The organism is Frankia alni ACN14a, assembly GCF_000058485.1.
GTDB classification, from domain to species: Bacteria; Actinomycetota; Actinomycetes; order Frankiales; family Frankiaceae; genus Frankia; species Frankia alni.
Genome location: NC_008278.1, coordinates 7110453 through 7137022, shown reverse-complemented (window position 1 = coordinate 7137022; position 26570 = coordinate 7110453). Strand labels below are relative to the sequence as shown.

Annotated in this window: 21 protein-coding genes and 1 tRNA gene; 9 read left to right on the top strand and 13 right to left on the bottom strand. The window is 73.2% G+C overall.

The window, feature by feature from the left end; translation table 11 throughout:
* Positions 1–131: 131 nt before the first annotated feature.
* A complete protein-coding gene (locus FRAAL_RS28605; protein ID WP_264761768.1) occupies positions 132–833 on the top strand; it encodes a Crp/Fnr family transcriptional regulator in 702 nt (233 codons plus the stop codon).
* A gap of 234 nt (positions 834–1067) precedes the next feature.
* Here FRAAL_RS28605 and FRAAL_RS28600 read toward each other — a convergent pair whose 3' ends face one another.
* The 5 genes from FRAAL_RS28600 to sp36 form a co-directional block, all read right to left on the bottom strand.
* On the bottom strand, positions 1068–4916 hold the full coding sequence (locus FRAAL_RS28600) for an AAA family ATPase (protein WP_011607595.1): 3849 nt from the start codon (positions 4914–4916) through the stop codon (positions 1068–1070).
* 490 nt (positions 4917–5406) lie between these two features.
* Entirely contained in the window at positions 5407–6249 is an 843-nt protein-coding gene (locus FRAAL_RS28595) for an MBL fold metallo-hydrolase (protein ID WP_011607594.1), read from the bottom strand.
* Between the two features lie 153 nt (positions 6250–6402).
* Positions 6403–7425 (bottom strand): NUDIX hydrolase, encoded by a 1023-nt coding sequence (locus FRAAL_RS28590; RefSeq protein WP_231861406.1) that lies wholly within the window; start codon positions 7423–7425, stop codon positions 6403–6405.
* A 140-nt stretch (positions 7426–7565) separates the two neighbouring features.
* Complete coding sequence (locus tag FRAAL_RS28585) at positions 7566–8054, bottom strand: RidA family protein (protein ID WP_011607592.1); 489 nt, start codon at positions 8052–8054, stop codon at positions 7566–7568.
* A 1-nt stretch (position 8055) separates the two neighbouring features.
* Entirely contained in the window at positions 8056–8220 is a 165-nt protein-coding gene (gene sp36 / locus FRAAL_RS32560) for a Sp36 family protein (protein ID WP_011607591.1), read from the bottom strand.
* A 108-nt stretch (positions 8221–8328) separates the two neighbouring features.
* Here sp36 and bagA point away from each other — a divergent pair, with 108 nt between their 5' ends.
* Positions 8329–9396, top strand: coding sequence for an ATPase BagA (gene bagA, locus FRAAL_RS28580; protein WP_011607590.1), 1068 nt, complete (start codon positions 8329–8331; stop codon positions 9394–9396).
* A gap of 5 nt (positions 9397–9401) precedes the next feature.
* Complete coding sequence (gene bagB, locus FRAAL_RS28575) at positions 9402–10829, top strand: ArsA family ATPase (protein WP_193790321.1); 1428 nt, start codon at positions 9402–9404, stop codon at positions 10827–10829.
* Positions 10830–11046: 217 nt separating this feature from the next.
* Here the strand turns inward: bagB and FRAAL_RS28570 are convergent, their stop codons facing one another.
* Entirely contained in the window at positions 11047–11403 is a 357-nt protein-coding gene (locus tag FRAAL_RS28570) for a WhiB family transcriptional regulator (RefSeq protein WP_011607588.1), read from the bottom strand.
* 552 nt (positions 11404–11955) lie between these two features.
* On the opposite strand from FRAAL_RS28570, the gene FRAAL_RS28565 reads away from it, so the two are divergent.
* Positions 11956–14694, top strand: a complete 2739-nt coding sequence (locus FRAAL_RS28565) for a penicillin-binding protein (RefSeq protein ID WP_011607586.1) — start codon at positions 11956–11958, stop codon at positions 14692–14694.
* A gap of 97 nt (positions 14695–14791) precedes the next feature.
* Here the strand turns inward: FRAAL_RS28565 and FRAAL_RS28560 are convergent, their stop codons facing one another.
* On the bottom strand, positions 14792–15268 hold the full coding sequence (locus FRAAL_RS28560) for a GatB/YqeY domain-containing protein (protein WP_041939917.1): 477 nt from the start codon (positions 15266–15268) through the stop codon (positions 14792–14794).
* 317 nt (positions 15269–15585) lie between these two features.
* Here FRAAL_RS28560 and FRAAL_RS28555 point away from each other — a divergent pair, with 317 nt between their 5' ends.
* The 4 genes from FRAAL_RS28555 to pyrH all read left to right on the top strand — a co-directional run bounded on the left by FRAAL_RS28555 (position 15586) and on the right by pyrH (position 18250).
* A complete protein-coding gene (locus tag FRAAL_RS28555; RefSeq protein WP_041941120.1) occupies positions 15586–16518 on the top strand; it encodes a metallophosphoesterase in 933 nt (310 codons plus the stop codon).
* A 125-nt stretch (positions 16519–16643) separates the two neighbouring features.
* Positions 16644–16720, top strand: a tRNA-Pro gene (locus FRAAL_RS28550).
* Positions 16721–16862: 142 nt separating this feature from the next.
* A complete protein-coding gene (locus FRAAL_RS28545) occupies positions 16863–17216 on the top strand; it encodes a VOC family protein (RefSeq protein WP_011607583.1) in 354 nt (117 codons plus the stop codon).
* A 239-nt stretch (positions 17217–17455) separates the two neighbouring features.
* Complete coding sequence (gene pyrH / locus FRAAL_RS28540) at positions 17456–18250, top strand: UMP kinase (RefSeq protein WP_011607582.1); 795 nt, start codon at positions 17456–17458, stop codon at positions 18248–18250.
* A 295-nt stretch (positions 18251–18545) separates the two neighbouring features.
* Here pyrH and FRAAL_RS28535 read toward each other — a convergent pair whose 3' ends face one another.
* From FRAAL_RS28535 to FRAAL_RS28510, 6 genes are all read right to left on the bottom strand, one after another.
* The gene (locus FRAAL_RS28535; RefSeq protein ID WP_011607581.1) at positions 18546–18971 is read right to left on the bottom strand and encodes a hypothetical protein; all 426 of its coding nucleotides are present in this window, start codon (positions 18969–18971) and stop codon (positions 18546–18548) included.
* A gap of 177 nt (positions 18972–19148) precedes the next feature.
* On the bottom strand, positions 19149–19607 hold the full coding sequence (locus FRAAL_RS28530) for a hypothetical protein (RefSeq protein WP_011607580.1): 459 nt from the start codon (positions 19605–19607) through the stop codon (positions 19149–19151).
* Entirely contained in the window at positions 19604–21220 is a 1617-nt protein-coding gene (locus FRAAL_RS28525) for a long-chain-fatty-acid--CoA ligase (RefSeq protein ID WP_308205970.1), read from the bottom strand. Before FRAAL_RS28525 ends, FRAAL_RS28530 begins: the two co-directional genes overlap by 4 nt.
* 52 nt (positions 21221–21272) lie before the next feature.
* Positions 21273–22280, bottom strand: coding sequence for a phosphopantetheine-binding protein (locus tag FRAAL_RS28520; protein WP_011607578.1), 1008 nt, complete (start codon positions 22278–22280; stop codon positions 21273–21275).
* Between the two features lie 200 nt (positions 22281–22480).
* Positions 22481–23887, bottom strand: a complete 1407-nt coding sequence (proS, locus tag FRAAL_RS28515; RefSeq protein WP_011607577.1) for a proline--tRNA ligase — start codon at positions 23885–23887, stop codon at positions 22481–22483.
* 128 nt (positions 23888–24015) lie between these two features.
* Entirely contained in the window at positions 24016–24324 is a 309-nt protein-coding gene (locus FRAAL_RS28510; RefSeq protein WP_011607576.1) for a hypothetical protein, read from the bottom strand.
* 957 nt (positions 24325–25281) lie between these two features.
* Between FRAAL_RS28510 and pstS the strand changes: the two genes are divergently transcribed.
* Positions 25282–26352 (top strand): phosphate ABC transporter substrate-binding protein PstS, encoded by a 1071-nt coding sequence (gene pstS / locus FRAAL_RS28505; protein ID WP_011607575.1) that lies wholly within the window; start codon positions 25282–25284, stop codon positions 26350–26352.
* Positions 26353–26570 lie beyond the last annotated feature (218 nt).

Genomic DNA, 26570 nt, shown 5'->3' with positions numbered 1-26570 from the left:
TGGCATCCGGAAGTGCCTGATCAAGGGCGGATTCTCGCGAACGGCACACGGTTGGTCGCTCCACGTTCACCTCCGTGGAGCAATTTGATTGCTGGGGGTCCCTGCCCGTGCCCTCCACCGATAGTCCTGGCATGCTCAGGACCGTGGAGGATCTGCTTGCCCGCGTACCGCTGTTCGTCGGGCTCTCCGAGCAGGATCGGCTGGCCCTCTCCGACCATCTTGATCGGCAGGACGTCACCCGCGGGGACGTGCTGTTCCGAGAGGGAGACGTCGGTGACCGGGTCTTCGTGGTCCTGTCCGGAAAGGTGAAGATAGGGCGTCAGTCGGCCGACGGCCGGGAGAACCTGCTGTCCGTAATGGGTCCTGGTGACCTCTTCGGGGAGCTTTCGTTGTTCGACCCCGGCCCACGCACGGCTACCGCGACCGCGGTCACGGATGCGTCGTTGCTGTCGCTGGAGCACACCGCGCTGCGGCCCTGGCTGCGTTCCCGCCCCGAGGCGGGCGCAATGCTGCTGCGCGTGCTCGCCCGTCGGCTCCGTCGCACCAATGACAACGTCGCGGACATGGTGTTCACGGACGTTCCGGGTCGAGTGGCGAAAGCCCTGCTCGACCTGGCGGAGCGGTTCGGTGAGCCGGCGCAGCCGGGCAACGAGGCGGCCGGTGTCCGGGTCGAGCACGGGCTCACCCAGGAGGAGCTGGCCCAGCTGGTCGGCGCCTCCCGGGAGACGGTGAACAAGGCGCTTGCCGACTTCGCCACCCGCGGTTGGCTTCGCCTGGACTCCCGTGCCGTCGTGCTGCTCGACCGCGAACGGCTGTCCCGCCGAGCCCGCTAGTTCCCGGCGCTCGTCACGCGCCGTTCCGGATCCGCCCGGACGGCCCGGAGCCCCGTGCGCCCAGCCGCCTGCCCGTGCAGTCAGCCACTCGTCTCCACCGGCACGCCCGCGCCCAGCCCGACAGCCCTACATCCGCGCCCCGCGATACGCCCGCACACCGTGCCGGCGGGCGGGTCGCCCCCGATGGACGACCCGCCCGCCGGCCCCTGACGTCACCCCATGGCCCTGCGCGGGTCAGCCGGCGCTGCCCGCGACCGCGGCCGGCGAGGATGCTGTCCGCGCGTGATCGGCGTCCCCGGTCGTCCCCGGCAGGGTGAGGTCCTGTGCCTGTGCCTGTGCCGCTGCCGGCTGCGCCCCGCGCCGGGACCGCGCGTCCGCTGCGGTGGGGACACCCGCCTCCGGTAGGCCCGCGCCGGGGCCGCCCGCGTCCGGGACAACGGTGGGTCCCGCGCCGTCGGCCGGACCGCCACCGCTGCCCGCTGGACCGCCACCGCTGCCCGCGGGATTGCCGGCCCCGGCGGGGCCCCCGCTGGGCGGCAGGCTGGCCAGCAGCCGGCGGGTCTGCGGCGCCTCGCTGACGGCGCCGGTGGCGGTCGCCGCCGCGAGCGCCCGCAGGTAGGCTCCGCGGCCGCCCTCGAGATCGCCGTTGGCCACGAGCGCTGTGCCCAGCGCCCGGTAGCCCAGCACCTGGGCGCGCACGTCCTCGGCGTCCACGGCGACCGCCCGCCGGGCGACCTCGAGCGCCTCGGCCGGCTGGCCCGCGTCCAGCAGGATGCCGGCGAGGTGCGCGTACGCCTGCCGGCGGGGGAACATCAGCGTCGCCGGCTCGCTCGCCGACAGCGCCTCCCGCAGCAGGTCCAGCGCGGCGCTGGTCCGCCCGCGGGCGCGGGCGATCTGGGCGACGAGCACCTTTGCTCCGAGCTGGGCGTGCGGGTGGAGCTCCAGATGCTCGAGGTCGGTGAGGGCGATCTCGGCGGCCTGCGCGGCCTGGTCGACCTCGCCGGCGTCGAGCAGGGTCAGCCCGAGCAGCACCCGCGCCAGGGCGCCGACGACCACGTGGCCGCGCTCGGCGGCCTGGTCGCAGGCCTGCTCGAGGTACCTCGCCCCGCGGGCCGGCTCGCCAGCGCCGCGGGCGGCGAGGCCCCGGGCGACGAGCACCAGCATCGATCCCCACGTGTACTCGGAATTCTCGAACAGCTCCGTGGCCCGCTGCGCGTGGGACTCTGCGGCGGCGATGTCCCCCAGCTCCGCGGCGGCGATCGCGTCCACGGTCAGGCAGACACCCATGCCCCACTGCTCGCCGACGGAACCCGCGATCTCGATCAGCTCGCGGGTGAGCTTGCGGGCGCGGGTGAGCTGGCCGGACAGCAGGAGCACCAGTGCCTCGGTGCCCCGACACCAGCCGAGTCCGCCGGTGTCCTCCAGCCGTTCGAACACCGCCGACGCCTCACGCAGCGTCCGTTCGGCCCGGGGGTAGTCCCCGCGGGTGGTGGCGCTCCAGGCAAGGTGCTGCAGCGCCCAGCCGACGCCGCGGGGGTCGTCGACCTGGCGGGCGATCGTGAGGGCCTCGAGGTACCGGTCCTCGGCCGCGCCAATCCGGCCGGCGTTGTACTCCAGCATGCCTAGCCGGCGCAGCGCGGCGGCGGTGGCCCGCTCGTCCCCGGCCCGGCGGGCCGATTCCAGCGCGGTGAGCAGGCACTGGGCCGCCTCCTCGGTCCGGCCCTGCTTCTGGCGCAGCTCCCCGAGCACGGAGAAGGCGGCGGCCCGGCGGGCGGGGGCGCCGGCCCGCAGCGCCGGGCGCAGGGTGCGCTCGGCCTCCTCGAGGTGGCGCAGCCCCACCAGGGCCTCGGCGTGCAGCACGCGGACGACGTTGTCCTCCTGCGTGTCGATCATGCCTCGGCCGAGCCGGCGGGCACTGGCGAGCAGATCGGCCGCGGTCCGGTGGTCGTCGCGGGCGAGCGCCGCCCGGGCCAGCCGGACATGCGCGTGGAACCCGGACATCCGGGACGACCAGGCCGGGTCGCTCGGCGGCAGGCCCATCGAGGCGGCCAGGTCGTAGGCGCGCAGGGCGTGGCCGGCGACGAAGGTCGACACGGAGCGGGAGCTGCCGATCATCGCCGTGACGCCCCAGCGGGCGGCGGTGGCGTGCCGGCGGGCCCGCTCGACCTTCGGCAGGCCGGCGTACGCGACGTCCCGGGCCATCGGGTGGACGAAGCGCCAGCGGGTCTCGGCCGCTCGCGGCGGGCGGACGAGCTGGCGTTCGGTCAGGACCTCCAGCGCCCGGGTGACCTCCTCGGCCGGCCGCTCGTCGACCATCGGCAGCGCCTCCGCGGGGAAACGCCGGCCGAGCACCGCCGCGGCCCGCAGCACCGCCTTGGCGACCGGGTCGAGATCGTCGATGCGGGCGGCGAGCACGGACTGCACGCCGGCCGGCAACGGGGTCTCCGCCAACGATCCGTCGAGCACCAGCTCGGCCTGGTCGCCGTCGCCGGTGCCGTCGCCCGGGTGCAGCAGCCGCCGGTCGATGAGGAGGTTGAGCAGCTCGACGAGGAAGAACGGGTTGCCGTGCACCCGGGCGAGCAGGTCGTCGCGGGTGTGCGGCTCCAGCGTCTTGCCCCGCAGGTGGCTTTGCAGCAGCAGGCCGGACGCCTCCGTGCTCAGCGACTGCAGGTCGATGCGCCGGATCCGGGGCAGGGTGGCCAGACGCGGCCCGGCCCGGTCGAGCAGGACGAGCAGGACCGGCCCGGACAGGCGCGAGGCGAGCCGGCCGATCGCGTCGCTGAGCTGGCTCGTCGCCCACTCCAGGTCGTCGATCAGCACCAGGATGGGCCCGGACCGCGCCAGCGCGCTGAGCAGCAGCGCAACGGCCTCCACCGTCGCCTCCACGGCACGCTGCTCGGCCTCCTCGATGTGGGAGGCGCGGGCCGCCGGGTCGCCCGGGGTGGTGGCCGGGATGGTGGCGCGCCGGTCCAGGGGCACACCGAGCAGAAGGAGTAAACGGTCGGCGATGCCGGCGGGCAGCCGCGCCCCGGTGAGGGGGTGGGACAGCCCGGCCACGGTGCGCCGGACCCGGTCGGCCACCCGGTCGAGCGAGTCGCCGTCGGTGACGCCGCAGGCGTTGCGCACGACGTCGACGAGGGGCGCGAGGCCCCGGCCGTCGCCGTGGCGGACGGTGCGTCCCCACAGCGCCACCGTGCCGGGCGTCCGCTCGGCCCGGTCGGCCAGCTCGCTGGCCAGCCGGGTCTTGCCGATCCCGGCCTCGCCGACGATCAGCGCGACCTCCGGCGAGCGCCGGGTGACGACCTCGGCGAAGAGCGTCTCGAGGACGGCCAGCTCCGCGTCGCGGCCGAGGAACGGCGCGTCGTCGGCGAGACCCGGCCGGGCAACGTTGGAGGGGCGCAGGCTGATCAGCTCGTACGCCGGGACCGGCTCCCGCTTGCCCTTGAGGGTGAGGTCGGGCAGCTCGCGCCAGCTCGCCACCGACCGGGTCGCCAGCACCGTCTCACGGCCCGCGTAGACGGTGCCGATCGTGGCCGCGGCCGACAGCCGGGCCGCGGTGTTCACCGTGTCGCCGATCACCGTGTACGAGATGGCCGCCTGCACCCCGGCGAGGACCTCGCCGGTGTTGATCCCGACGCGCAGGCCGAGGCGGCCCTCCGCGCTGTCGCCCGCGGTGTCCTGCACGAGCCGGCGGACGGTCTCCTGCATCGCGGCGGCGGCCCGCACGGCGCGCTCCGGGTCGTCCTCGTGGGCGGTGGGCGCGCCGAACACGGCCATGATGCCGTCGCCGGTGAGGTTGTCGACACGCCCGCCGACCTCGTCGATCTCGTGGGCCAGCGCGGCGAGCACCCGGTCGGTCATCTCGCCCACGCGCTCCGGGTCGCGGTTGTCGGCCCAGCCGGTGAAGTCGGACAGGTCGCCGAACAGTACGGTGACCACACGCCGTTCCGGGACCTCGGACGCCGGGGCCTCGGCCTGGGTGAACTCCAGGCCGCAGTGGTAGCAGAACCGCCCGCCGGGGACCGCCGCCGAGCCGCATCGGGGGCAGCGCAGCGGCCCGATGTGCGGTGCGGTGATCACCATGGTCGCCGCCCGGGGCGTGGGGATCGCGCGGGCACCCTCATCTGCGGGCCTCCCGGGGTAGGGGCATCATCGGCGCCGCGTCTCGCCCGACCGGGTGGCCCTGGGCCGCCCCGGACCGGTCGTTCGGCTGCCGGCTGGTCGAAGTCGTCATCCTGCGCACGATCGGTTCCCTCCGCGCCAGAGTTTAGTGGTCTGGGTCTCCTTCCCGGCATCCCCTCCTGTCGGGTGACCGACCGCGGCCGCGTGGGTGCCTCCCGGTGGTACCGGGGCTGTCCAGCCCCGCGTGGCCGGGCGCGGCGAGGCTCGGTCGGTTGCCGTTCCGCCGCGGCCGGACGCCTGTTCTGCCTGGTCAGCGGCCCGCAGTGGGCTGGCGGAGACCGGGCCGGGGCCGCTGGCCCGCGGGTGGCGAACGGGTGGCCCGGCTCACGGCCGCCGTGAGGATATGTCACGGGTCGCGACCATGGGGACCAACCCGAAGTGCCTGGCTCGTTCAGGGGATGTCGGGATGTTCCCGCAAGTAGTCCAGTTGGGCCCTGACGGAAAGTTCGGCCGCGAACCACAGCGCCCGGTCGGTGTCCGCGTACACCCGGCGGACCACGTCGGCGGGATCGGCCTCGGCCGCGTCGACCCCGGCGTCCACCAGCGCGCGGCGGACCTGCTCCAGCCGGTCGCGCCGATGGGCCAGGTAGTGCTCCGCGGCACGGCCGGCGGCGGGCAGCTCCGGGCCGTGTCCCGGCAACACCGTGGTCTCCCCCAGCTCGCGCAGCAGCCGCAGGCTGTCGAGGTAGTCACCGAGCCGCCCGTCCGGGTGGGCGACGACGGTCGTGCCGCGGCCGAGGATCGTGTCCCCGGTCAGGACCCCCGGCCCGGACGGCAGGCCGGCGGTGCCGGCGGCGTCCGCGGGCAGGGCCGGCGCCGGGCGTTCGTCGCCGCTGAGCAGGAACGACAGCGAGTCCGAGGTGTGGCCCGGGGTGGGCAGCACGCGCAGCTCGATCCCCGCGGTCGCGATCACGTCGCCGGCGGTGAGCCCCTCCGAGCCGAGGCGGTGCGCCGGGTCCAGCGCGCGGACCGGGGCGCCGGTGAGCCGGTGCAACGCGGCGGCGCCGGCGCTGTGGTCGGCATGTCCGTGGGTGAGCAGGATCAGCTCGACGCGCCCGGCCGCCGCCACAGCGGCCAGGTGCCCCGCGTCGTCGGGCCCGGGATCGACCACCACGCATCCCTGTTCGCCGGCGGCGCGCAGGAGCCAGGTGTTGGTGCCGTCCAGCGTCATTGGACCCGGGTTCGGCGCGAGCAGCACCGCGGCCAGCGGGGTGACCTGTCGAGGAGTCGTCATGAAAGCACCCTTACCGCTGTTCCCGCCCACTGTCGCGCGCTCCGGTACGCCACCAGGCTCGCCTGCCGTCTGCGCGGTGCGTTCCGCACGGTCCCGCACCGGGACATCGCGCCGAGCGTGCCGCAACCCGCGGATGTCGGTATGTCGGACGGTTCAGCCGACGCCGCCGTCCGGGCTTTCGGCGGACGGGCCGTCGGCGGCTGGGCTGTCGGCGGCCAGGCTGTCGGCGGACGGGCCGTCATAGGCCTCGTCGTGCGGCAACAGCAGGTGTGCCTCCCCACCGCTGACGAGGATCTTCGGCATGATCGGGGACAGGTCGCGGGCGTGGGCGGCGGCGAGGACCGACGCGACGTCGTCGTGCTCGGACAGCTCGGCCAGCGTGAACGCGGTGGGCGGCAGCATGCCCAGCGAGCCGGCGGCGTGACGCTCGAGCGCGTCGACGGGCCGCATCCACTCCATCCGGTCGGCCTCCCGGGAGGGCTGCTCGGGGGACTGCCCGTCGGGCAGGGCCGCGACGAAGAACCGGGTGTCGTAGCGCCGCGGTTCGATCTCCGGGGTGACCCAGCGGGCCCAGGGCGCGAGCAGGTCGGCCCGCAGCGCCAGGTCGTGCCGGCGCAGCAGCTCGCTCAGTCCGAGCTCGTGGCGCTCCAGGGCCCGGCGGGCCGCGGCGCGGCCCGTCTCGTCGAGGTTGCGCGCGCCGGCCGTCCCACCGACCGCCCCGGCCGTCCCACCAGCCGGGGCCGGGGTAACGGCGCCCGCCAGCAGCACGCCGCACTCCTCGAAGGTCTCGCGCACCGCGGCGCAGACCAGCGCGCGGGCGAGCGCGGGGTCCGCGTCGAGCGCGTGCATCACCTCGGTGACCGGCGGCCCGGCCCAGGGCACGTCCGGTCCCATGTCGGTGGGATCCACCCGGCCGCCGGGGAAGGCGTACATCCCGCCGGCGAACGCCATCCCCGTCACCCGCCGCAGCAGGTACGCCTCGATGCCGCGACCGCCCGGCGCGTCGCGCAGCAGGACGACCGTGGCGGCGTCGCGCACGGGCGCCGACGAGCCCGCCGCCGGCTGCGGCGACCCCGTCCCGCCACCGGGGCCGGGGCCGGGGCGACCAGCGGGATCGCGGACGACGACCAGCGACCGTTGCAGCCGGGCGAGCAGGGCAGCCTTGTGATCGACCATGGGCCCGATGCTAGTGAGCACCACCGGCGGCCGCTGCCGATCGAGGCCGGACCTCGCCGCCCGGACCGGGGCGGGTCCGCTCGGTCTCGGGTGGGTCGGCTCAGGTCTCGGGTGGGTGGCTCAGGCCTCGGGTGGGTGGCTCAGGCCTCGGCTCGGTCCCGGGCGGGGGCCGCCACCCGGGCTACCACCTCGACCTCCACCGGCGCGCCCAGCGGCAGCGAGGCGACCCCGACCGCCGACCGGGCGTGCAGGCCGGCGTCGCCGAAGACGTCGACGAACAGCTCGCTCGCCCCGTTGAGGACCGCGGGCTGGGCGGTGAACCCGGCGGCGCTCGCGACGAACCCGACCACCTTCACGATCCGGACGATCCCGTCCAGGCCGCCGGCCTGCGCGGCGACGGCCGCCAGCGCGTTCAGCGCCGCGATGCGTGCCAGCTGCGCCGCCCGCTCGGCGTCGACCGCCTCCCCGACCAGGCCGGTGGCGACCAGCCGCCCGTCGACCAGCGGCAACTGCCCGGCGGTCCAGACCAGATCGCCGTCGCGGACCGCGGGGACGTAGGCGCCCGCCGGACTGGCCACCGGCGGCAGCGTCAGTCCCAGCCCGGCCAGGCGGGCGCTCGGGCTGGGCATCTCAGGCGCCCTTGGGCCGCTTGAAGTAGGCGACGAGGCCCTCGGGGTTCGTCGGAGCGGGGATGACCTGAACCAGCTCCCACCCGTCCTCGCCGAAGGTGTCGAGGATCTGCTTGGTGTTGTGGATCAGCAACGGGGCCGTGAAGTACTCCCACTTCGTCTGCATGACACCGGACCTTAGAGCATCGGTCCGGCCGCCCCGGACACCTCGGGGGACGACGGGGGTCGCGCGGCCCGCCAGCCGCCCCCTGCGGGGGAGCTCACGGCTTCCGACATGGCGAGGGCCGGGCGCGCGGGTACGGTCGAGCGTGTGAGCGGCAAGCGCACGGTGACCGAGGACTCCGACGACGAGGCGAGCGGTCCGTGGGATCGCCGGCTGCACATCGTCACCGGCAAGGGCGGAACCGGCAAGACGACGATGGCGGGCGCGCTGGCAGTGGCACTGGCGACCGGCGGACGGCGGATCCTTCTCACCGAGGTCGAGGGGCGCCAGCAGATCGCGCAGTTGTTCGACACTCCGCCGCTGCCCTACCAGGAGCGCAAGGTGGCCAGCGCGCCCGGCGGCGGCGAGGTGTACGCGCTCGCGATCGACGCGGACGAGGCCCTGCTGGAATACCTGGAGATGTTCTACAACCTGCGTCGGGCCGGCAAGGCGCTGAGCAAGATCGGCGCGGTGGACTTCGCGACGACGGTGGCGCCCGGGGTGCGCGACGTGCTGCTGACCGGCAAGGTCAAGGAGGCCGTCAACCGCCCCGACGCCACCCGTCCGGGGGGTCTCGCCTATGACGCGGTCGTGCTCGACGCGCCGCCCACCGGGCGGATCTCCCGCTTCCTCAACGTGACCGCCGAGGTGGCCGGGCTGGCCAAGGTGGGTCCGATCCGCGCCCAGGCCGACAGCGTGATGGCGGTGCTGCGGCCCGAGCGTGCCGCCGTGCACCTGGTGACGCTGCTGGAGGAGATGCCCGTCCAGGAGACCGTGGACGGCGTCGCCGAGCTCACCCGGGTCGGGCTGCCGCTCGGCGGGGTGATCGTCAACATGGCCCGCGCACCGATGTTGAAGGTCGGCCAGTCGCGGCTGGCCCGCCGGGGCGAGCTCGACCGGGAGGAGCTCGCCGCCGGGATCAAGGAGGCGGGCCTGGAGCCGACCCGTGACCTGGTCGACGCGCTGGCCTGGGAGGCGGCCCAGCACGCCGACCGGGTGGCGCTGGAGACGGCCGAACGGGCCGAGATCGCCGCGCTCGGCCGCCCGGTGTACGAGGTACCGCTGGTCGCCGACGGGGTCGACGTCGGCACGATCTATCGGTTTGCGGAGATGCTGCGCGCGCAGCAGATGGTGGGGTGAGCGCCGTGGGTTCGACGTCCGGCGACGACCGGCCGCAGCCGGAGAAGAGTGCGCGGACGACCAGGGCCACGGCGAGACCGGCGAAGGCGCCCGGCGCCGCGAAGGCCGGCAACGGGGCCAACCCCGCGAAGGCGCCCAACCCCGCGAAGGCCGGCAACGGGGCCAAGGCGGGCGACGGCGCGAACGGAGCCGGGAGCGAGGGCACGCGCCGCCGCTCCGGCGGGTCGGCGGGGCGCGCCGCGGCCCGATCCGCCGGGACCGCGAGCCGCCCGGTTCGGCCGCATCCGGTGGGGACGCCGCTGCTCGACGTCGACGCGATGCTCGACACCGAGCGCATCATCGTCTGCTGTGGTTCGGGTGGAGTCGGCAAGACCACCACGGCCGCGGCGCTGGCGCTGCGCGCCGCCGAACGCGGACGCGACGTGGTGGTCCTGACCATCGACCCCGCCCGCCGGCTCGCCCAGTCGCTGGGGCTGACCGCGCTCGACAACACCCCGCGCGAGGTGGCCGGGGTCGATGGCGCCGCCGGCGGTCGCCTCGACGCGATGATGCTCGACATGAAGCGGACGTTCGACGAGATCGTCCTGGCGCACAGCACGCCCGAGCGGGCGGAGGCGCTGCTGGCGAACCCGTTCTACCAGTCGCTGTCGTCGTCGTTCTCCGGGACGCAGGAGTACATGGCGATGGAGAAGCTCGGCCAGCTCGACGCGAGCGGCGAATGGGACCTCATCGTCGTCGACACCCCGCCGACCCGGTCGGCCCTGGACTTCCTCGACGCGCCGACGCGGCTGGGCACCTTCCTCGACGGGCGGCTGCTGCGCCTGTTGCTCGCGCCGGCCAAGGCCGGCGGCCGGGCGTACGCGAAGGTGCTCGGCGCCGGTCTCGGCATGTTCACCAAAGTGATCACCAAGGTGCTCGGCGCCCAGCTGCTCATGGACGTCAGCCAGTTCGTCGCCGCGCTGGAGACGATGTTCGGGGGCTTCCGGGCCCGGGCGGAGGAGACCTACCGCCTGCTCGGCGATCCCGGCACCTCGTTCGTCGTCGTCGCCGCGCCCGAGGCGGCGGCGCTGCGCGAGGCGTCGTACTTCGTCGACCGCCTCGACGCGGAGGGGATGCCGCTGGCCGGGCTGGTGGTCAACCGGATGCATCACAGCGACGCGAAGGCGCTCACCGTCGAACGCAGCCTGGCGGCCGCCGAGAACCTCGACGAGCACGGGGAGCATCCACTCGCGGCGGCGGTGCTGCGCATCCATGCCGAGCGGGCCCGGCTGGCCAGCCGGGAGGCTCGGCTGCGGGAGCGGTTCACCAGCGCCCATCCCGACACCCCGCTGGTGGAGGTGGAGGCGCTGTCCGAGGATGTGCACGACCTGGCGGGTCTGCGTGAGATCGGTGACGCGCTGGCTCGGGTCGAGCGACTGGAGCAGGCCGGCTGACGCGGGGCCGGTGGACGCGGGGTCGGTGGACCGCGGGGCCGGCGGCAGGGACTGCGTTCCGAACCGGGACGACGCTGTCCTCGGGCGGAATCGGGTGCGGGTCACGGGCCGGCGGGCTCGTGCCGGTCATGCGGTGGTCGGGCGGGTGTGCTGCCGCGCGATGTCGGGCCGGACGGTGGGCCGGGCCGGATCGGTGGGCGGGGCGTCCCCGTCCGGGTTATCCGGCGGACGCTGATCGATGATCAGCCTGGGCGTCGGCGAGCAGCTTGCGCCAGGACGTGACGTCCGGGCGGCGACGCAGCAGCGCACGGCGCTCCCGCTCGGTCATGCCGCCCCAGACGCCGAACTCGACATGGTTGTCGAGGGCGTCGGCGAGGCACTCGGTGCGGACGGCGCAGCCGAAGCACCGGGTCTTCACCCGGTTCTGGGCGGCGCCCTGGACGAACAGCTCATCCGGGTCGAGGTCGCGACAGGCGGCGTGTGCCGTCCAGTCGCCGTCGACGGTGGAACCCACGAGGTGGGTCGGGTTGGCGCGCAGGGTCGTGCTGACGGCGGGGGCCAGGCTTCTGGTCATGCCACCTGCCTTTCTTCTCGAGTCCGGGTCAGGGGGCCCGTGCGGGTGGTGACGTGGCGTTGACCCGAAACCGTACGGAGTGGCGTGGCCACGGCACAGACCCCACACGGGTGGTTGTCCAAATGACTAGTCCGGGCCATTGATCCGGATCGCCTCAGTAGTGCGGTCTGTGACAACCGTATGTCGCTTGCGTGACATTCCAGTATCGCCACGGAGGTCGAGTAGTTCTTCCATGGTCCCGTCGTCCGGCTGACATGGGAACTCCCGCCGCAGGCCCCCTCTGATCCGGTAGCCCGTTGGTGGGCATGGCGGGACCGCCTCGGGCGTGGTGATGTGGAGGTCGTCACGCTCGTCCGGGGCTCGCCGTCGGCGGTCGGCCACGCCACCCGCCGTCGGAATTGCGGTGTCCCAGGTCACGGCGTTTTCGACGCGCTTGGGTGGCCACCCGGCCGTCGTTCTACCGGCCTGCCACACCAAGGCGGAGAGGGTTGATCAGATGTTGGCCCGTATGCTCCGACTGGTGTCCCAGCCTGGCTGGACGGAGGTCCGCCGATGACCACGCCCTCTGGGTACCCGGTGCCCCCTGGGCAGCCACCCCCCGGGCGCCGCCCGGCGCCGGCCGGCCCGGCATCCACCGCTGCCGTGCGGGACCGCGAGGTCGGTGACCTCTACCGGCCGGGCTTCGCCGGGCGCGGCCAGGGCGGTTCGGGTGGCCTTGGCCGCTCCGGTCGGCAGAGCGGTTCGGGCGGCCAGGGCGGTTCGGGCGGCCAGGGCGGTTCCGGCGAGCAGAGCAGTGCCGGCGGGCAGAGCGGAGCCGGAGGCCGCCGGGCCTGGCGGACGGCTCGCGGGCTGGCCCTCGCGGGCGTGCTCAGCGTGGTGGCCGGCGTGCTGGTCGGCATGCTCGCGCTGCCGGTGGTCGGCGCGGCGGGGCTGACCGTCAAGGACAGCGCCGACGACTTCATGAACCTGCCGGCGAATCTCACGGTTCCCCCGCCCGCGCAGGCGTCGCGGATCCTCGACGCGCGCGGCAACCAGATCGCCACCCTCTCCGGCGAGCAGAACCGCGAGGTCGTCCCGCTGAGCCGGGTTCCGCAGGTGATGCGCCAGGCCGTCGTCGACATCGAGGACTCGCGTTTCTACGAACACGACGGACTGGACTACAAAGGCCTTCTCCGCGCCTATCTGACCAACCGGGAGAACGGCGAGGTGACCCAGGGCGGGTCCACGCTGACCCAGCAGTACGTCAAGAACGTTCTGCTGATGTCGGCCAACACGCCGGAGGAGAAGAAGGCCGCGACCGAGCAGACCGTGCGGCGCAAGCTGCGGGAGGCGCGGTACGCGCTCTACCTCGAGGCTCACCTGAGCAAGGACGAGATCCTCGAGCGCTATCTGAACATCGCCTACTTCGGCGACGGCGCCTACGGCATCGAGGTCGCGTCGAACCACTACTTCAACGTCGACGTGGACCGGCTCACCCTGCCGCAGGCGGCGACCCTGGCCGGGCTGGTGAAGAACCCGACCGCCTTCAATCCGGTGCTGCACCCCCAGGCGGCCACGGAACGGCGCAACGTGGTCCTCGACCGGATGCTGCAGCTGCATCACCTCAGCCAGACCGACTTCCGCCAGGCGCACGACAGCAAGCTGGTGCTCGACCGTCCCGCGCGGTCGGCCGACGCGTGCGCCGACTCGGGTGCCCCGTTCTTCTGCGCGCTGGTCCGCCAGCAGCTGCTCAACGACAGAACCTTCGCCCCCACGGAGGCGGACGCCCGCAGGCTCCTGTTCGAGGGCGGCCTGACGATCAGAACGACGCTGGACCCGGTCGCGCAGCAGGCCGCGCAGTCGGCCGCCACGGAGGTCATCCCGATCGGCAACCGGGTGGCGGCGAGCGTCGCGATGATGCAGCCGGGCACGGGCCAGGTGCTCGCCGTCGCGATCAACCGGGAGTACGGGGCGACGGCCGACGGTCTGCCCTCGAGTCAGTCGACGGACTTCGTGCACACGAAGGAGGTCTACCCGGTCGACGAGGACTCCTTCTCGCCGGGATCGACCTACAAGGTGTTCACGCTGATCTCCGCCCTGGAATCCGGCCTGCCGCTGTCCACGACGCTGCACGCCCCCCTGTGCTACCACTCCAACGTCTTCCCGAACCCGGATCCGCAACGCAAGAACTGCTACGGCAACGCCGATCCGAGCGAGGACGGCTTCTATTCCCTGACGACCGCGACCTGGGGTTCGGTCAACACCTACTACATCCAGCTTGCCGAGAAGCTGGGCGTGTTGAAGACGGCCGAGGTCGCCCGCCGGATGGGAGTCACCTCCTGCCGGATCCGCCCGGCCAGGAACGACGATCCGGAATGCAAGGGAATCGACGGGGTCAGCCGCGTCGACGGCTCGTCGATCCTCGGCTCCAACGAAATCAGCACGATGGACCTGGCCACCGCCTATTCGACGCTGGCGGCGCGGGGGCGCCGGTGCGACCCGCGCACCGTCCTCGCGATCACGCAGCGGGTGGGCGGCGCCGACCGGCCGCTGCCGTTCAACGCCGGCGCGCCCTGCCAGCAGGTGCTCGACCCGAAGATCGCCGACACGGTCAGTGCCGTGCTGCAGGGCGTCATCAACCACGGGACAGCCAGCGGGAACGGGCAGATCGGCCGGCCGGCCGCGGGCAAGACGGGTACCGCCGAGGGCTTCAGCACCGCCTCGTTCGCGGGCTACATCCCGCAGCTGGCCGCGGCGGTCACCCTCGCCGACCCGCGCGGCCCGACCTCGCATCCGCTGACCAACGTGCTCGGCCGCAACGTCTTCGGCGGTGGGTACCCGGCGCAGGTGTGGTCCCGGACGATGATCCGGACGATCAACGGCCTGGGCCTGCCGGTCGAGCCGCTGCCGGCGCCGGACGACACCCAGCCGCAGGTGCCGGCGAAGGTTCTGCCGAACGTGGTCGGGCAGCCGCAGCAGGTGGCCGAGCAGATCCTCGTCCAGCTCGGGTTCCACGTCACGTCGCAGCCGGTGCCCGCACCGGTCGCCCCCGGGATCGTGGTGTACATGTCGCCGGCGCCCGGCGGCCCGGTCTCGATCAACACGGAGATCAGGTTGTCGGTCTCCGGCGGGCTGACCGGTGTACCGGTGCTGCCCGGGGGTTCGCCCCCGGCGGGGCTGGGCCAACCCACCCCGCAGGGCGGCCTGCCCGGCGTCTTCGGGGCGAATCCGCGCGAGCAACTGAGCTCGCCGGCCAGCCCCGGGGCCAACCCGGCGGTCTGGCCCGGCCGGCCGCGCCGCAACCGCAGATAGCGCCCGGCAGCGCTGACGCGCTAGGCGCTGAGGCGCCGAGGTGATGCGGTGATGGGTGAGGCGGTGAGGGCGGCACCGGCGGTGCGAGGGGCGGCGGTCAGCCGCCGGTGAGCCTCGCCTTCACCAGGGCGGCCACCCGGCCGCCCTCGGCCCGGCCGGCCACGGCGGCCTGCACCGACTTCATCGCCGGGCCGATCGCCTTCGGCCCGGACAGATCCAGCTCGGCGAGCACGCGGTCGATGATGGCGGCCAGCTCGTCGTCGCCGAGCTGGCGAGGCAGGTACTCGCCCAGCACCTCGCCCTCGGCGCGTTCCCGGTCGGCCTGTTCGGCGCGACCGGCCGCGGCGTAGGCGTCGGCCGCCTCACGGCGCTTCTTCACCTCGCGGGTCAGGACCTTCGAGACCTCCGCGTCGTCGAGGACGCGGGCGGTGGCACCGGCGACCTCCGCGTCCTTCACGGCGGCCAGCGCCAGCCGGAGGGTGGACGTGCGCAGCTCGTCGCGGGCCTTCATCGCGGTGGTCAGGTCCGCGCGCAGCCGCTGGTGCAGCGTGCTCCGTTCCGTGGGGGTGCTCATAGTCAACGAAGCCTATGGTCCGTGGGGGACCTGGTCACGCCTGCCCACGGCGGTGCCACGGCCGGGGTGGCGCCCGGCCGCGGCGAACCTGGGATGAGACTGTGCCGAGACCGTGTTGCACGGCCCGAGGCATGCCGCCGCCACGGGAGTGGTCCCTCCGGCGCGGTGGGACCGTCGGGCCGAACACGCGGCACGGGGGACGGCGCCAGAGGCACGGGCGGTCCGAGGCAGGAGCGGTCCTGGGCGCAGGCGGTCCGGGACGCAGGCGGTCCGGGGCACACGAGAGGTCGGGGCACGAGGAGGTCGTGGTGGCGAGCGTGGGGGCGTCGAGGCGCCGGGTGGCGCGCGGGGTCGCGGGTCTCTCGGCGTCGGTCGCGGTGGCCGGGGCCGGCGCGTGCGCCTACGGCGCGCTGTACGAGCGCAACGCCTACACACTGCGTCGGCTGTCGGTCCCCGCGCTTGCGGCCGGCTCGCGTCCGCTGCGCGTGCTGCACCTGTCCGACCTGCACGTCACGGCGCGCCAGCGGGACAAGCTCGCCTGGCTGGCGGATCTGGCCCGGCTGGTGCCGGACCTGGTCGCCCTCACCGGTGACGTGCTCCGTGCCGAGGAGGCCCGCGGCCCGCTGCTGACCGCGCTGGCGCCGCTGTACTCGTTCCCGGGCGTGTTCGTCCCCGGGAACAACGACTACTTCGTCCCCACGCTGACCAGCCCGCGCCGGTACCTGAGCCGGTCCGAGGCGGCCGAGCCGACCGGTGCCCCGCTGGACTGGGCTGGCTTCGCCAGGGACCTGGTCGCGGCGAGCGGCTGGACGGAGCTGACCAACACCCGGGCCGTACTCGCGGCCGGCGGCAGCCGGATCGACGTGCGCGGGGTCGACGACGCCCGGCTGCGCCGCGACCGGCCCGACCTCGTGGCCGGGGCCGCGCAGCCCGGCACGCAGCTCGCGCTCGGCCTGTCGCACACGCCGGAGCCGCGCGTTCTCGACGCCTTCACCGCCGACGGCGTCGGCCTGATCCTGTCGGGCCACACCCACGGCGGCCAGATCCGGCTGCCGGGGGTCGGGGCACTGGTGAGCAACTGCGGGCTCGACCGGTCCCGGGTCCGCGGGCTGTCCCGCCACGCGACCGCCGCGGGAGCGTCCTGGCTGCACGTGTCCCCGGGACTGGGGACCTCGCCCTTCGCGCCGGTGCGCCTCGGCTGCCGTCCCGAGGCGACCCTGCTCTGCCTGACCGCGGCTTCGTCCGCCTGACCGCGGTTTCGTCATCCTGATCACGGTCCCGTCCGCCTGCCACGGTCCCGGCTGACGTCCGGCCGAACCCGTGGCCACCCCCCGCCCTGAACCACTGCTCCGTCGGGTATGCTTCATCTCGGTCGCGGGGTGTGGCGCAGCTTGGTAGCGCGCTTCGTTCGGGACGAAGAGGTCGTGGGTTCGAATCCCGCCACCCCGACCATGCAAAGGCCCTGGTCTCAGGCTCCCTTGGGAGAGTCGGACCAGGGCTTTCGTCGTCTCCGGGTGCGCACCGAAGTGATCACACCCGGTCTGCTCCACCATGGGCCCGCAGGCAGGGCGGGTAGGGCGGGTAGCGTCGCGCTGTGAGTCCGATTCGTGAGGTGCTCGCCCGGGTCTACGTCGAGTCGCTGGACGACGTGCTACCCCTCTACCAGCGACTGGCTGGAGATGCGCCCACCCGCCGCTTCCGCTTCCGCGACGTCGAGCTGGCGTGGGTCGGCCCCTTTCTCCTGGTGGCGGGTACGCCCGCCGCGCTGGCACCGTTACGCAACCGGGCCGCGACCGTGCTCGTCGATGACCTCGACGTCGTCGCCGCGACGATCATTTCGGCAGGCGGTGCGCTGCTCGAGGGGCCCGGCGAGGCACCCAACGGGTCCCGGCTGATCGCCGAGCACCCCGACGGGACGGTGTTCGAGTATCTGCACATCGTGACGTAGGGACATGTGTTCGAGTCCCGCCGTCCGGATGCTCCCCGTCCGGCCGTCCGGCCGTCCGGTCGGGCAGGCGGGCTGTGGCCGGGCCACACCTCGTCGGCACCTGACGCGTTGCGGCCGGCGTGGGTTGTTTTCGTGGCCGGCCGGTCATGGTGCGGTCCCGAGAGCCGGGTGCTCTACCGTGTACCCAGTACTTCCCGGGTCATGATCGATCATTGGCCCGGCTACGTTAGGATCGCACGATGGAAAAGGGGAAGCGGGAGACTGTGGCCAAATACCGTCGAGTGGTCGTAAAACTAAGTGGCCGGGCGATCGCGGGTTCCGCCGAATTCGGCTTCGACTCCAATGCGCTCGAACATCTCGCCCGGGAAATCATCGCGGTGCGTCAGTCCGGGGTCGAGGTGGCGATCGTCGTCGGCGGTGGAAATCTCTTCCGCGGCAACCAGTCGGACCGGTGGGGGATCGATCGGGTCGAGGCCGACAACATCGGGATGCTCGGCACGGTCATCAACAGCCTGCTGCTGCGGGGCAAGCTGACCGCCCTCGGGGAGGACAACCTGCGGGTGATGACGGCGGTCCCGGTCCCGGCGGTGGCCGAGCCGTATATCCGGCTGCGAGCCGTGCACCTGCTGGAGAAGGGCGCCACGGTCATTCTCGCCTGCGGGAACGGCCAGCCCTTCCTCACCACCGACTACCCGGCGGTGCAGCGCGCGCTGGAGCTGGGCGCGGACGCGGTGCTCGCCGCCAAGGACGGCGTCGACGGCGTCTACGACAGCGACCCGAAGATCAATCCGGAGGCCCAGCGCTTCTCCCGCCTCAGCTACGACGAGGTGATCAGCAGGGGGCTGCGGGTCATGGATCAGTCGGCATTCATTCTCGCCCGTGACTTCGGTATCCCACTGCACATCTTCGACATCGAGCAGCAGGGTGCGATGACGGCGATCTGTCGCGGCGAGCACCGGGGGACCGTCATCGACACCACGGGCGGGAAGGCGGGTTCCGCGGCGCTGGCGAGTTCCGCCGAAACGGTGGTGTGAGCCGCGCGGTGCCGCCGGCCGTCGACGTTTCCGTCACCTGCCGTCGGTCGACCCAGGGGTTACCTGTCCGCCGCCGTGCGTTGACGGTGGGCCGTGCGATTGTCGTCTTCGCCATGAAGTCTGTCGTCTTGCCGGTGAAGGCGACGGCCTGAATTCTGGCGGTGATTCGCTTTTGTCGGAATTGCTCGGCCTCGCCTGGCCGGGCCGGTACCGACAGCGGGCCGGTACCGGCGCCGGGCTCGGCGGCGGTGGATCACTGGCGGCGGATCACCAGCCGGGGATCACCAGGAGTGGCTCAGAAGCAGGAGTAGGTGGTGCTCGGCGAGGTGTCCGTGGTCGACATGCCGTCCGCGGTGCCGGTGGTCACGGTCTTGAACTGCGCCTGGCCGTTGAAGCTGCAGGGCACCGAGGTGCCCTCGCCGATGCCGCTGCCGCCCCAGTACGACTTCTTGACCGGGTCCCCGACGGACATCCACTGACCGTTCGCGTACTTGCGCAGCTGGTTGCTGATCTGCATGTTGCCCGAGTAGCGGGGGTCGCAGGTGATGCCGCCGTTCGCGAAGATCGTCGAGCCGCCGGTGGGCGGCCAGGCGGTCACGGTGCAGCCGGTCGAGGAAATCGGGGTGGACGCGTCGGCGGGGATGGCGCCGAACAGGCCGGCCGCCACGGCGCCGGTCGCGCCGATGGCCGCGGTACGCAGTGCTGCGCGGGTGCTGGGCACGGGTTTCCTCCAGGTGGGGGATGGGCGGTGCGGGATGGTGATGGGCGGTGGGACCGGGGGTGGACGGTGGGACAGCGGGTGGAGGGTGGGACAGGGTGGACGGGGGACCGGGGTCGGCGCAGCGGCGCGACGGCAGCGAGACGACCGCGGACGGCGCGGTTTCAGGCGCGTCGCGGTTCAGATCGGCGCCGCGCCGAAGGTGTAGACCGGCCGCGGTGGAGGCCCGAAGAAGGTGGTGATGGTCTCCAGACGCGGCCGCTCGGTGAAGGTGACGACGTCGAGGCCCGCCAGCACGAGCTGGCCGATGCTGTTACGCAGTCCCCACTCCCAGCGGGCACGACGGTGGTGCACGTCGACCCCGCTGGTGCGCACCGGACGATGCCCCGGGTAGGGCGCGAGGAACTCGCCGATGAGATCGGCGAACTCGAGGATGCCGGCCGCCTCGCCGAGCGGGTTGGCGTAGGTCACCGCGGGGACGCAGCAGTCGGCGAGCAGCTCGTCGCGCCGGGACACCGCCGGCTGCGCCCAGGCGGCGTAGAGGCGGTCGGCCAGCGCGGCGAGCCGTTCGGCCGTGGCGGCGTCGCTGCCCGCGCCGACGCTGTGCGCGTCGTGCCGCGCGGCGGGCTGGGTGCTCATGGGGCGAACCTCCGCCGGGCCTCGGCTCGTTGCAGCTTTCCGGACGGGGTCTTCGGCACCGAGCCCGGCTCGAGCACCAGCACCACGTGGGGGCTCACCCCGAGCGCGGCGCGGACCTCCTCGGTGACGGCGCTGCGCAGCGCGGCAGGATCGGCCCCACGGGTCTCGACGGCCACGGCGAGCCCCTCCCCGCCGAGCTGGCCGGGACGTGGGTAGCCGAACGCGACGGTGTTGCCCGCGCGGGCGCCCTCGGCGCGCGCCGCGGCCCGCTCCACCTCCTCGGGGTAGATGTTGCGGCCGCCGAGGATGATGACATCCTTCCGGCGACCGCAGACCACCAGTTCGCCGCCGGTGAGGTAGCCGAGGTCGCCGGTTGCCAGCCACCCGTCGCGGGCGCGCAGGGCCGCTGCCGAGTCGGGATCGTCATGGTAGGCGGCCACCGAGGTGCCGCGGACCTGGACCTCGCCGACCTTCCGCTCGGGCAGGACCCGGCCCGAGTCCGGGTCGACCACGCGGACCGACAGGCCCGGGATCGGCTCCCCGAGCAGCGCCAGCCGCCTCGTGCGCACCGCCGGATCGGGGGGCACGAAGCGGGTCGTGCCCGCGGCCAGGGCATCCGCGTCCACCGTGTCGTAGCGCGGCCCGCGGCCCACGGCGGAGAACGTGACCGCGACCGTGGCCTCCGCGAGCCCGTAGGCGGGCATGAAGGAGGCCGGGTGGAAGCCGTGACCGCCGGCGGCGTCGAGGAAGTCGTCGACGACCGCGGGATCGATCGGCTCCCCACCGCACAGCGCGTAGGCCAGGCAGGACAGGTCCAGCCGGGGGCCGGCGCGCAGCAGCCGGGCCGCGACGGCGTAGGCGGAGCCGGGGCCGACCGTGTTGGTCGCGCGGTGGTGGGAGACGAGCTGCATCCAGCTTGCCGGCCTGGCCAGGTAGTCGGCGGGTGAGGACAGCAGCGCGTCGCAGCGGCCGCACGCCATCGGCAGAATGAACCCGCCGATGAGGCCCATGTCGTGGGACAGCGGCAGCCAGGACAGCATCCGGCCGTGCACCGCCTCGTGGCTGGTCGCCACCCGGATGCCCTCGACGTTCGCCGCGAGGTTGCCGTGGCTGATTCGGGCGATCTTCGGTGCGCCGGTGGTGCCGCTGGTCAACTGCAGGATCGCGGGGGCGTCCGCGGTCAGCAGGGGCGGGCGCCACGGCGCCGCCGGCGGGTCGCCGACCGCCTCGGCCAGCGGGATGACCCGCCCGGCTCCGCCGGACAGCGCCGGCACCGCGTCCTCCCACGGCGCGCCGACCAGCACGAGCGGCTCGCCGAGGGCGTCGAACCGGTCGCGGGTGTCGGCGAGGTAGCGGGCCAGGTCGACGGTGCGGGCGGGGGTGGGGGCCATGGTGAGGCTGCCGCCGGCGAGCCAGGTAGCCATGGCCGCGGTGATCGTCTGCCGCGACGTGTCGGCGAGGATGGCCACTGGACGGCCGGGCCCCACCCCGTGCGACTGCAGGCCCGCGGCGACGCGCCGGGCATCCCCGTACAGCTCCGCCCAGCCGACCCGCCGTCCGCCGTCGGGCGCGAGGAAGGTCACCGTGTTCGGACCGGTGCTGGCCCGCCTCATGCGATCCAGCAGATAAACCATTGTCGAGGCCCTCTCCCGGCGGACGATCCCGTTATCGGGCGTCGCCGTCCGTGCGGTCACGGTAGACGGCGAGAATGAGACGGTCCCAGTAGCGACCGCGATAGAAGTCGTGCCTGCGCAGCCGTCCCTCGAGTTCGAGCGCGCCGCCGGCCGACTTTTCCCGATCGGCCCCCGCGAACTGCGGGTAGTTGAACTCGGGCACCTCGAAGTACAGTTTCCGGAACGGCCAGATGTCGAAGACGTAACGCACGAACAGGTCCAGCGCCTCGACGGCCAGACCCGACCCCGTGTAGTCGGCCGAGATCGCTGCGCCCACGTAGGCGTATCCCAGGGCGAACTCCGGGTTGTAGCAGATCGCGTGGCCGACCGGCCGGCCCGTCTCGATCGACTCGATCACGAACTGGGTCAGGACGCCCTGCCACAGCTCCTGCTCGAACTGCGGGTACGACGGCACCGAGCCGCGGTAGCGCCAGCGGAAGCCGATGTCCGGGGTGACCGCGAGCTCGTACAGGAACGGTGTCGACGCCGGCAGCACCGGCATCAGCCGCAGGAACCGCCCGGCGAACCGCGGCGGCGGCAGGGCGGGCGGGCCGGCGGTCGCGGTCGTGCCGGCGGCGACAGCGGCGGCGGCCGTCGCCGGGGCAGATCCGGCGGTGACGGTGATGGCGGTGGTGGCGGTGGTGGCGGTGGTGGCGGCCATCGGCTGCCCGGCGCGGCCCGCGGACCCGTCGAGCGGCCGTGCGCCGGCGCCGACCCCGGCCGGTACGCCGCTGCCCACCGACGCGGCGGGGAGCGGTTGGGCCTGCGCAGCGGGCGGCCCGGCCCGATAACGCTGGTAGAGCTCCCCGACGGTCTCGATTTCCAGCCAGTTCGCCTCGGAGAGGTCGACGCCGAGTTCGATCACGTACAGGCAGAGTTCCAGAAGCCGGAAGGAATCCAGCCCGAGGTCCTCGTGGAGCCGGCTGCCGCCGGCGATCGCCGAATCGGCGAGCCCCAATTTCCGGGCGATAAGCTGCTCGAATTCGTCTTGTCGGAGCATGCTACCTGTTCTGCGTGCGCGAAAGACGGAATCAAGAATGGACGATTTCGGGCAGTTCGGACATTGGTGACGTTAGCAAACGAGCCGAAGGGCCGCAAAGCCGGATAACCCGTTTCGGCTAGCGCGCCTGCGTCACACGCGGTCGACCGCGCGCACCGGGCACGCGGTCGACCGCGTGCCCGGGCGTCGCGGTCCGGCGGTCAGTAGGAGCGGGCGATCAGGCAGATCAGATCGTCGGGGTCGCCGCCGGCGGGCGGGATCTCACCGTCGGGCGTCTGCAGGCAGCGGACGGTCAGGGCGTCCTCGGCGAGGCGCGCCTCGCCCTCCTCGCCCACGAGCCGCCACGGGATGCGGGCGAAGCCGGTCTGCGCCGCTGCGGCGGCGTCGGCGACCGTGGTGACGTCCGCCGTCCGGCTCTCGCGCAGTGCCAGGGCCTCGGCGTGCAGGCCGGCCTGCACCTCGTCGAGCAGCGCCGGAACCCGGGCAGCCGCCTCCGCCAGCGGCACCGCGGCCTTGACCGAGGTGTCCCGGCGGACCAGCGTCACGTTCCCGGCGGCGAGGTCACGCGGGCCGACCTCGACCCGCACCGGGATGCCCTTGATCTCGGCGTCGGTGACCCGGCGACCGAAGGACAGCCCCGAGCGGGCGTCGACCTGCACCCGCAGCCCGGCGTCGGTGAGCGCCGCGGCGATCTCGCGGGCCTTGGCGACGACTGTCTCGTCGTCGCGCACCGGGAGCACCACGACCTGCGTCGGGGCGAGCCGGGGCGGGATGCGCAGGCCGTTGTCGTCGCCGTGTGCCATGATCAGGCCGCCGACCATCCGGGTCGAGCTGCCCCAGGACGTCGTCCAGGCCAGGTGCTTCGCCCCGTCCGCGCCGAGGAAGTCGATGTCGAAGGCCCGGGCGAAGTTCTGCCCCAGCTCGTGGCTGGTCGCCATCTGCAGGGCCTTGCCGTCGCCCATCATGCCCTCGCAGGTCATGGTGTTCGTGGCGCCGGCGAAGCGCTCCTTGCGGGTCTTCGTACCGATGAACACGGGGATGGCGAGCACGTCGGTGAGGAAGTCGCGGTAGACCTCCAGGGCGATCCGCCGGGCGTAGGCGGCGGCCTCGGCCTCGTCGACGTGCGCCGTGTGCCCCTCCTGCCAGAGGAACTCGCTGCTGCGCAGGAACAGGCGGGGACGCAGCTCCCAGCGGACCACGTTGGCCCACTGGTTGAGCAACAGCGGCAGGTCGCGGTAGCTCTGGGTCCACTTGGCCAGGTACTCGCCGATGATGGTCTCGCTGGTCGGCCGCACGACGACCGGCTCCTCGAGCTCCTTGCCGCCGCCGATGGTGACCACGGCGAGCTCGGGACTGAAGCCCTCGACGTGCTCGGCCTCCCGGCGCAGGTAGCTCTCCGGGATGAACAGCGGGAAGTAGGCGTTGACGGCGCCCGCCGCCTTGATCCTCGCGTCCACGTCGGCCTGCATGCGTTCCCAGATCGCGTAGCCGTACGGTCGGATGACCATGGTCCCGCGGACGGGGCCGTTGTCGGCCAGCTCGGCCTTCGCGAGCACGTCCTGGTACCAGCGCGGGAAGTCGGTCGCACGGGAGGTGAGTACAGCCACCTCGCCACGATATTGCCTGTGCCGGGCCGCGGGGCCATCGGGACGGGCGGGTGGGCGCGGCGCGGCCCCGAGGTGCCGCTCGGGGTGCCCGCGCCGACCCTCGGGCGGGCGGCCCCGATCGGGCCGGGTCAGCGGTGGCGCAGCCCTCGGCCGTGCTCCAGCGGGTCGGTGCCCGGCTCCGGCCGCCCGTCGCGGCCGACCTCCTGGAACACCAGGGAGACGTCGACGTCCCCGTGGTGGCTGACCAGGCAGGCCGTGGGCGGGAGGAGGATCATGGCCGTGGTCAGGTCGGCCGCGGTGGCTCCCGGCGCCAGGACCAGCTCGTGCCGTATCGCCAGGCCGTCGTGGACGGTGACCACCTCGGCGAGGGAGCCGGGCCGTCCGCCGGTGATCGGCCGGGGCTCCGGCAGGAGATCGTCGTTGTCGACGGTGTTCATCTTCTGGCCGTCCTCCTGTCTGTGTGTCTGTTCCGGTGCGCGTCACGTGCGGCCGGCGGGCCTGGCGGGCGTCGAGCTCTCTCCGGGACCGGGACAACTTCGTCACGTCGCCTTGATGTTTCTTATTGCTACCGTCGTGCGGAATCGTCCTCCGCGATCGGACTTTCAGGTTTCGACTGGATGCTGTCAGCTACGTCGATGTTGCTTACAAGCAAAGCACGGGAACGGGAGGAACGCCACCGGCGATCTCCGGGCAGAGTGGGACGTCCGGTGACTGCGGGCGCAAGTCCTGATCATCTGCGTAGCGCCGCGTGCGAGTTGGCCGGTTCGTCGGCTCCGTCCCGCTGCGTCGCCGGGCGCAGTGGGCCGGGCCGGGCATGACGCGCGCGAGTGAACATTCGGTATCAGCGGCGCAAGATTCCCGAGCGGCTCGATGTCGTCGCATGACGCCGATAGGCCGGCATCGGGGCCTCGGATCGGCCGGTGCGGCAGCGCCCCGTCGGCCGGGCCATCCTCCAGCTCGGGCCGCCGGCCGTCCCGGCGTCCACGCCGACTTGTCATCGACTTGTCCGCTGGTTGTCCCTTCGTTCGTGGGCGTAGAGGCGGTGGGTGGTGCCCGCGGTGCCCCCGCTGCGCCCCGTGGCGGCGCCCCCTCCGGCGTGGTTCGGCGCCGGCCGCCGCGGCCGCCGGTGACGGTGCTCTCAGAGTTCCGTACGCGTTGTTCCGGAGTGGTGGCAGCCGGCCCGGCCAACAAGCCATAAATCGTCCGACATGGATGTGTTCCGGTTGGTGACGGGTTGGCGTATGCGCTTGTTCATCTTTCGTTCACTCCGGATCGCTTCGATTCTCGCCGGCACCCCAGTCCGGGGGGCGGACGACATTGCGCGCCACGAACGGCGCGGGGACGAAGGGTTGCTTGTGATCCGAGGCAAGCGTCAGGCCGCCGTCGGGGCCGCGATGGTGGCACTACTCACCGTGGCGGCGTGCGGAACTGACGACAACAACGACTCCGGCGGCACGGGTACGGCGCCGTCCACTTCGGCGGCCGCGATCTCCTGTGCCAAGGGGTCGATAACGGGCTCCGGCTCGTCCGCGCAGAAGAACGCGATCGACGAGTGGGTCAAGGCGTACCAGAACGCCTGCTCCGGCGCGACGATCAACTACCAGTCGACGGGTTCCTCGACCGGTCGCCAGCAGTTCATCAGCAAGCAGGTGGCCTTCGCCGGCTCGGACTCCGCGCTGAAGGACCAGCAGAAGACCGACGCGGACGCGCGCTGCACCGGCGGTGCCGCGGTCGACCTGCCGATGGCCGTCGGCCCGGTGGCGCTGATGTACCACGTGTCCGGCGTCAACGGCCTGCAGCTGTCTGCCCAGACCCTGGCGAAGATCTTCGCTGGTAAGATCACCAAGTGGAACGACCCGGCCATCAAGGCCGAGAACAGCGCCGCTTCGCTGCCGGACGCCACCATCGCCTCGGTGCACCGCTCCGACGGCTCCGGCACGACGGACAACTTCACCAAGTTCCTCAAGGGCGCGGGCGGCGCCGACTGGACGTTCGACTCCGGCTCGGACTGGAAGGCCCCCGGCGGTCAGGGCGCCAAGGGCAGTGACGGCGTCACCTCGACCGTGAAGTCCACCGAGAACTCCATCGGCTACGCCGAGCTGTCCTATGCGGAGAACGCCGGGCTGTCGACCGTCAAGGTCAAGAACGCCGCCGGCGAGTACATCGAGCCGAGCACGGACGGTGCCTCCCTGGGCCTGAGCACCGCCAAGGTCGCCGACGGCGACGACCTGAAGCTGACCTTCGACTACACCACCGCGACGAAGGGCGCCTACCCGGTCTACCTGGTCACCTACGAGATCGCCTGCACCAAGGGTCTCTCGGCCGACCAGGCCGCGCTGGTCAAGTCCTTCCTGACCTACACCGCCTCGGACGCCGCTCAGTCCTCGATCGGCGACCTCGGCTACGCGCCGCTGCCGGACGCGGTCGCGACGAAGGTCCGCGCGGTCGTGGCCAAGCTGGCCTGACCCGCAGCTGCCACCACGGCCGCCCCGAGCCGGGCCCGGACCATCTGACACACGGTCCGGACCCGGCCGGGGCGGCCAGCACGACCCGACCGGCCCGGCCGGTGCCCGCGGTGGGGAACGACCCACCGCGGATTCGTCGATGTACGGCGGCCGCGGCACTCACGTCCCGCCGCGCGTGTCGCGTCCGGGACCTTGATCGTCAAGCCCCGTTCGGGCAC

Coding starts and splice junctions, on each gene's coding strand:
- FRAAL_RS28525 (WP_308205970.1), bottom strand. CDS start 21,220: ATGAGGCGGGCCAGCACCGGTCCGAACACGGTGACCTTCCTCGCGCCC.
- pyrH (WP_011607582.1), top strand. CDS start 17,456: ATGGAAAAGGGGAAGCGGGAGACTGTGGCCAAATACCGTCGAGTGGTC.
- FRAAL_RS28590 (WP_231861406.1), bottom strand. CDS start 7,425: ATGGTCGATCACAAGGCTGCCCTGCTCGCCCGGCTGCAACGGTCGCTG.
- FRAAL_RS28595 (WP_011607594.1), bottom strand. CDS start 6,249: ATGACGACTCCTCGACAGGTCACCCCGCTGGCCGCGGTGCTGCTCGCG.
- FRAAL_RS28570 (WP_011607588.1), bottom strand. CDS start 11,403: ATGACCAGAAGCCTGGCCCCCGCCGTCAGCACGACCCTGCGCGCCAAC.
- FRAAL_RS28605 (WP_264761768.1), top strand. CDS start 132: ATGCTCAGGACCGTGGAGGATCTGCTTGCCCGCGTACCGCTGTTCGTC.
- FRAAL_RS28565 (WP_011607586.1), top strand. CDS start 11,956: ATGACCACGCCCTCTGGGTACCCGGTGCCCCCTGGGCAGCCACCCCCC.
- pstS (WP_011607575.1), top strand. CDS start 25,282: ATGGTGGCACTACTCACCGTGGCGGCGTGCGGAACTGACGACAACAAC.
- FRAAL_RS28600 (WP_011607595.1), bottom strand. CDS start 4,916: ATGGTGATCACCGCACCGCACATCGGGCCGCTGCGCTGCCCCCGATGC.
- FRAAL_RS28520 (WP_011607578.1), bottom strand. CDS start 22,280: ATGCTCCGACAAGACGAATTCGAGCAGCTTATCGCCCGGAAATTGGGG.
- FRAAL_RS28585 (WP_011607592.1), bottom strand. CDS start 8,054: ATGCCCAGCCCGAGCGCCCGCCTGGCCGGGCTGGGACTGACGCTGCCG.
- bagA (WP_011607590.1), top strand. CDS start 8,329: ATGGCGAGGGCCGGGCGCGCGGGTACGGTCGAGCGTGTGAGCGGCAAG.
- sp36 (WP_011607591.1), bottom strand. CDS start 8,220: ATGCAGACGAAGTGGGAGTACTTCACGGCCCCGTTGCTGATCCACAAC.
- FRAAL_RS28560 (WP_041939917.1), bottom strand. CDS start 15,268: ATGAGCACCCCCACGGAACGGAGCACGCTGCACCAGCGGCTGCGCGCG.
- FRAAL_RS28510 (WP_011607576.1), bottom strand. CDS start 24,324: ATGAACACCGTCGACAACGACGATCTCCTGCCGGAGCCCCGGCCGATC.
- FRAAL_RS28530 (WP_011607580.1), bottom strand. CDS start 19,607: ATGAGCACCCAGCCCGCCGCGCGGCACGACGCGCACAGCGTCGGCGCG.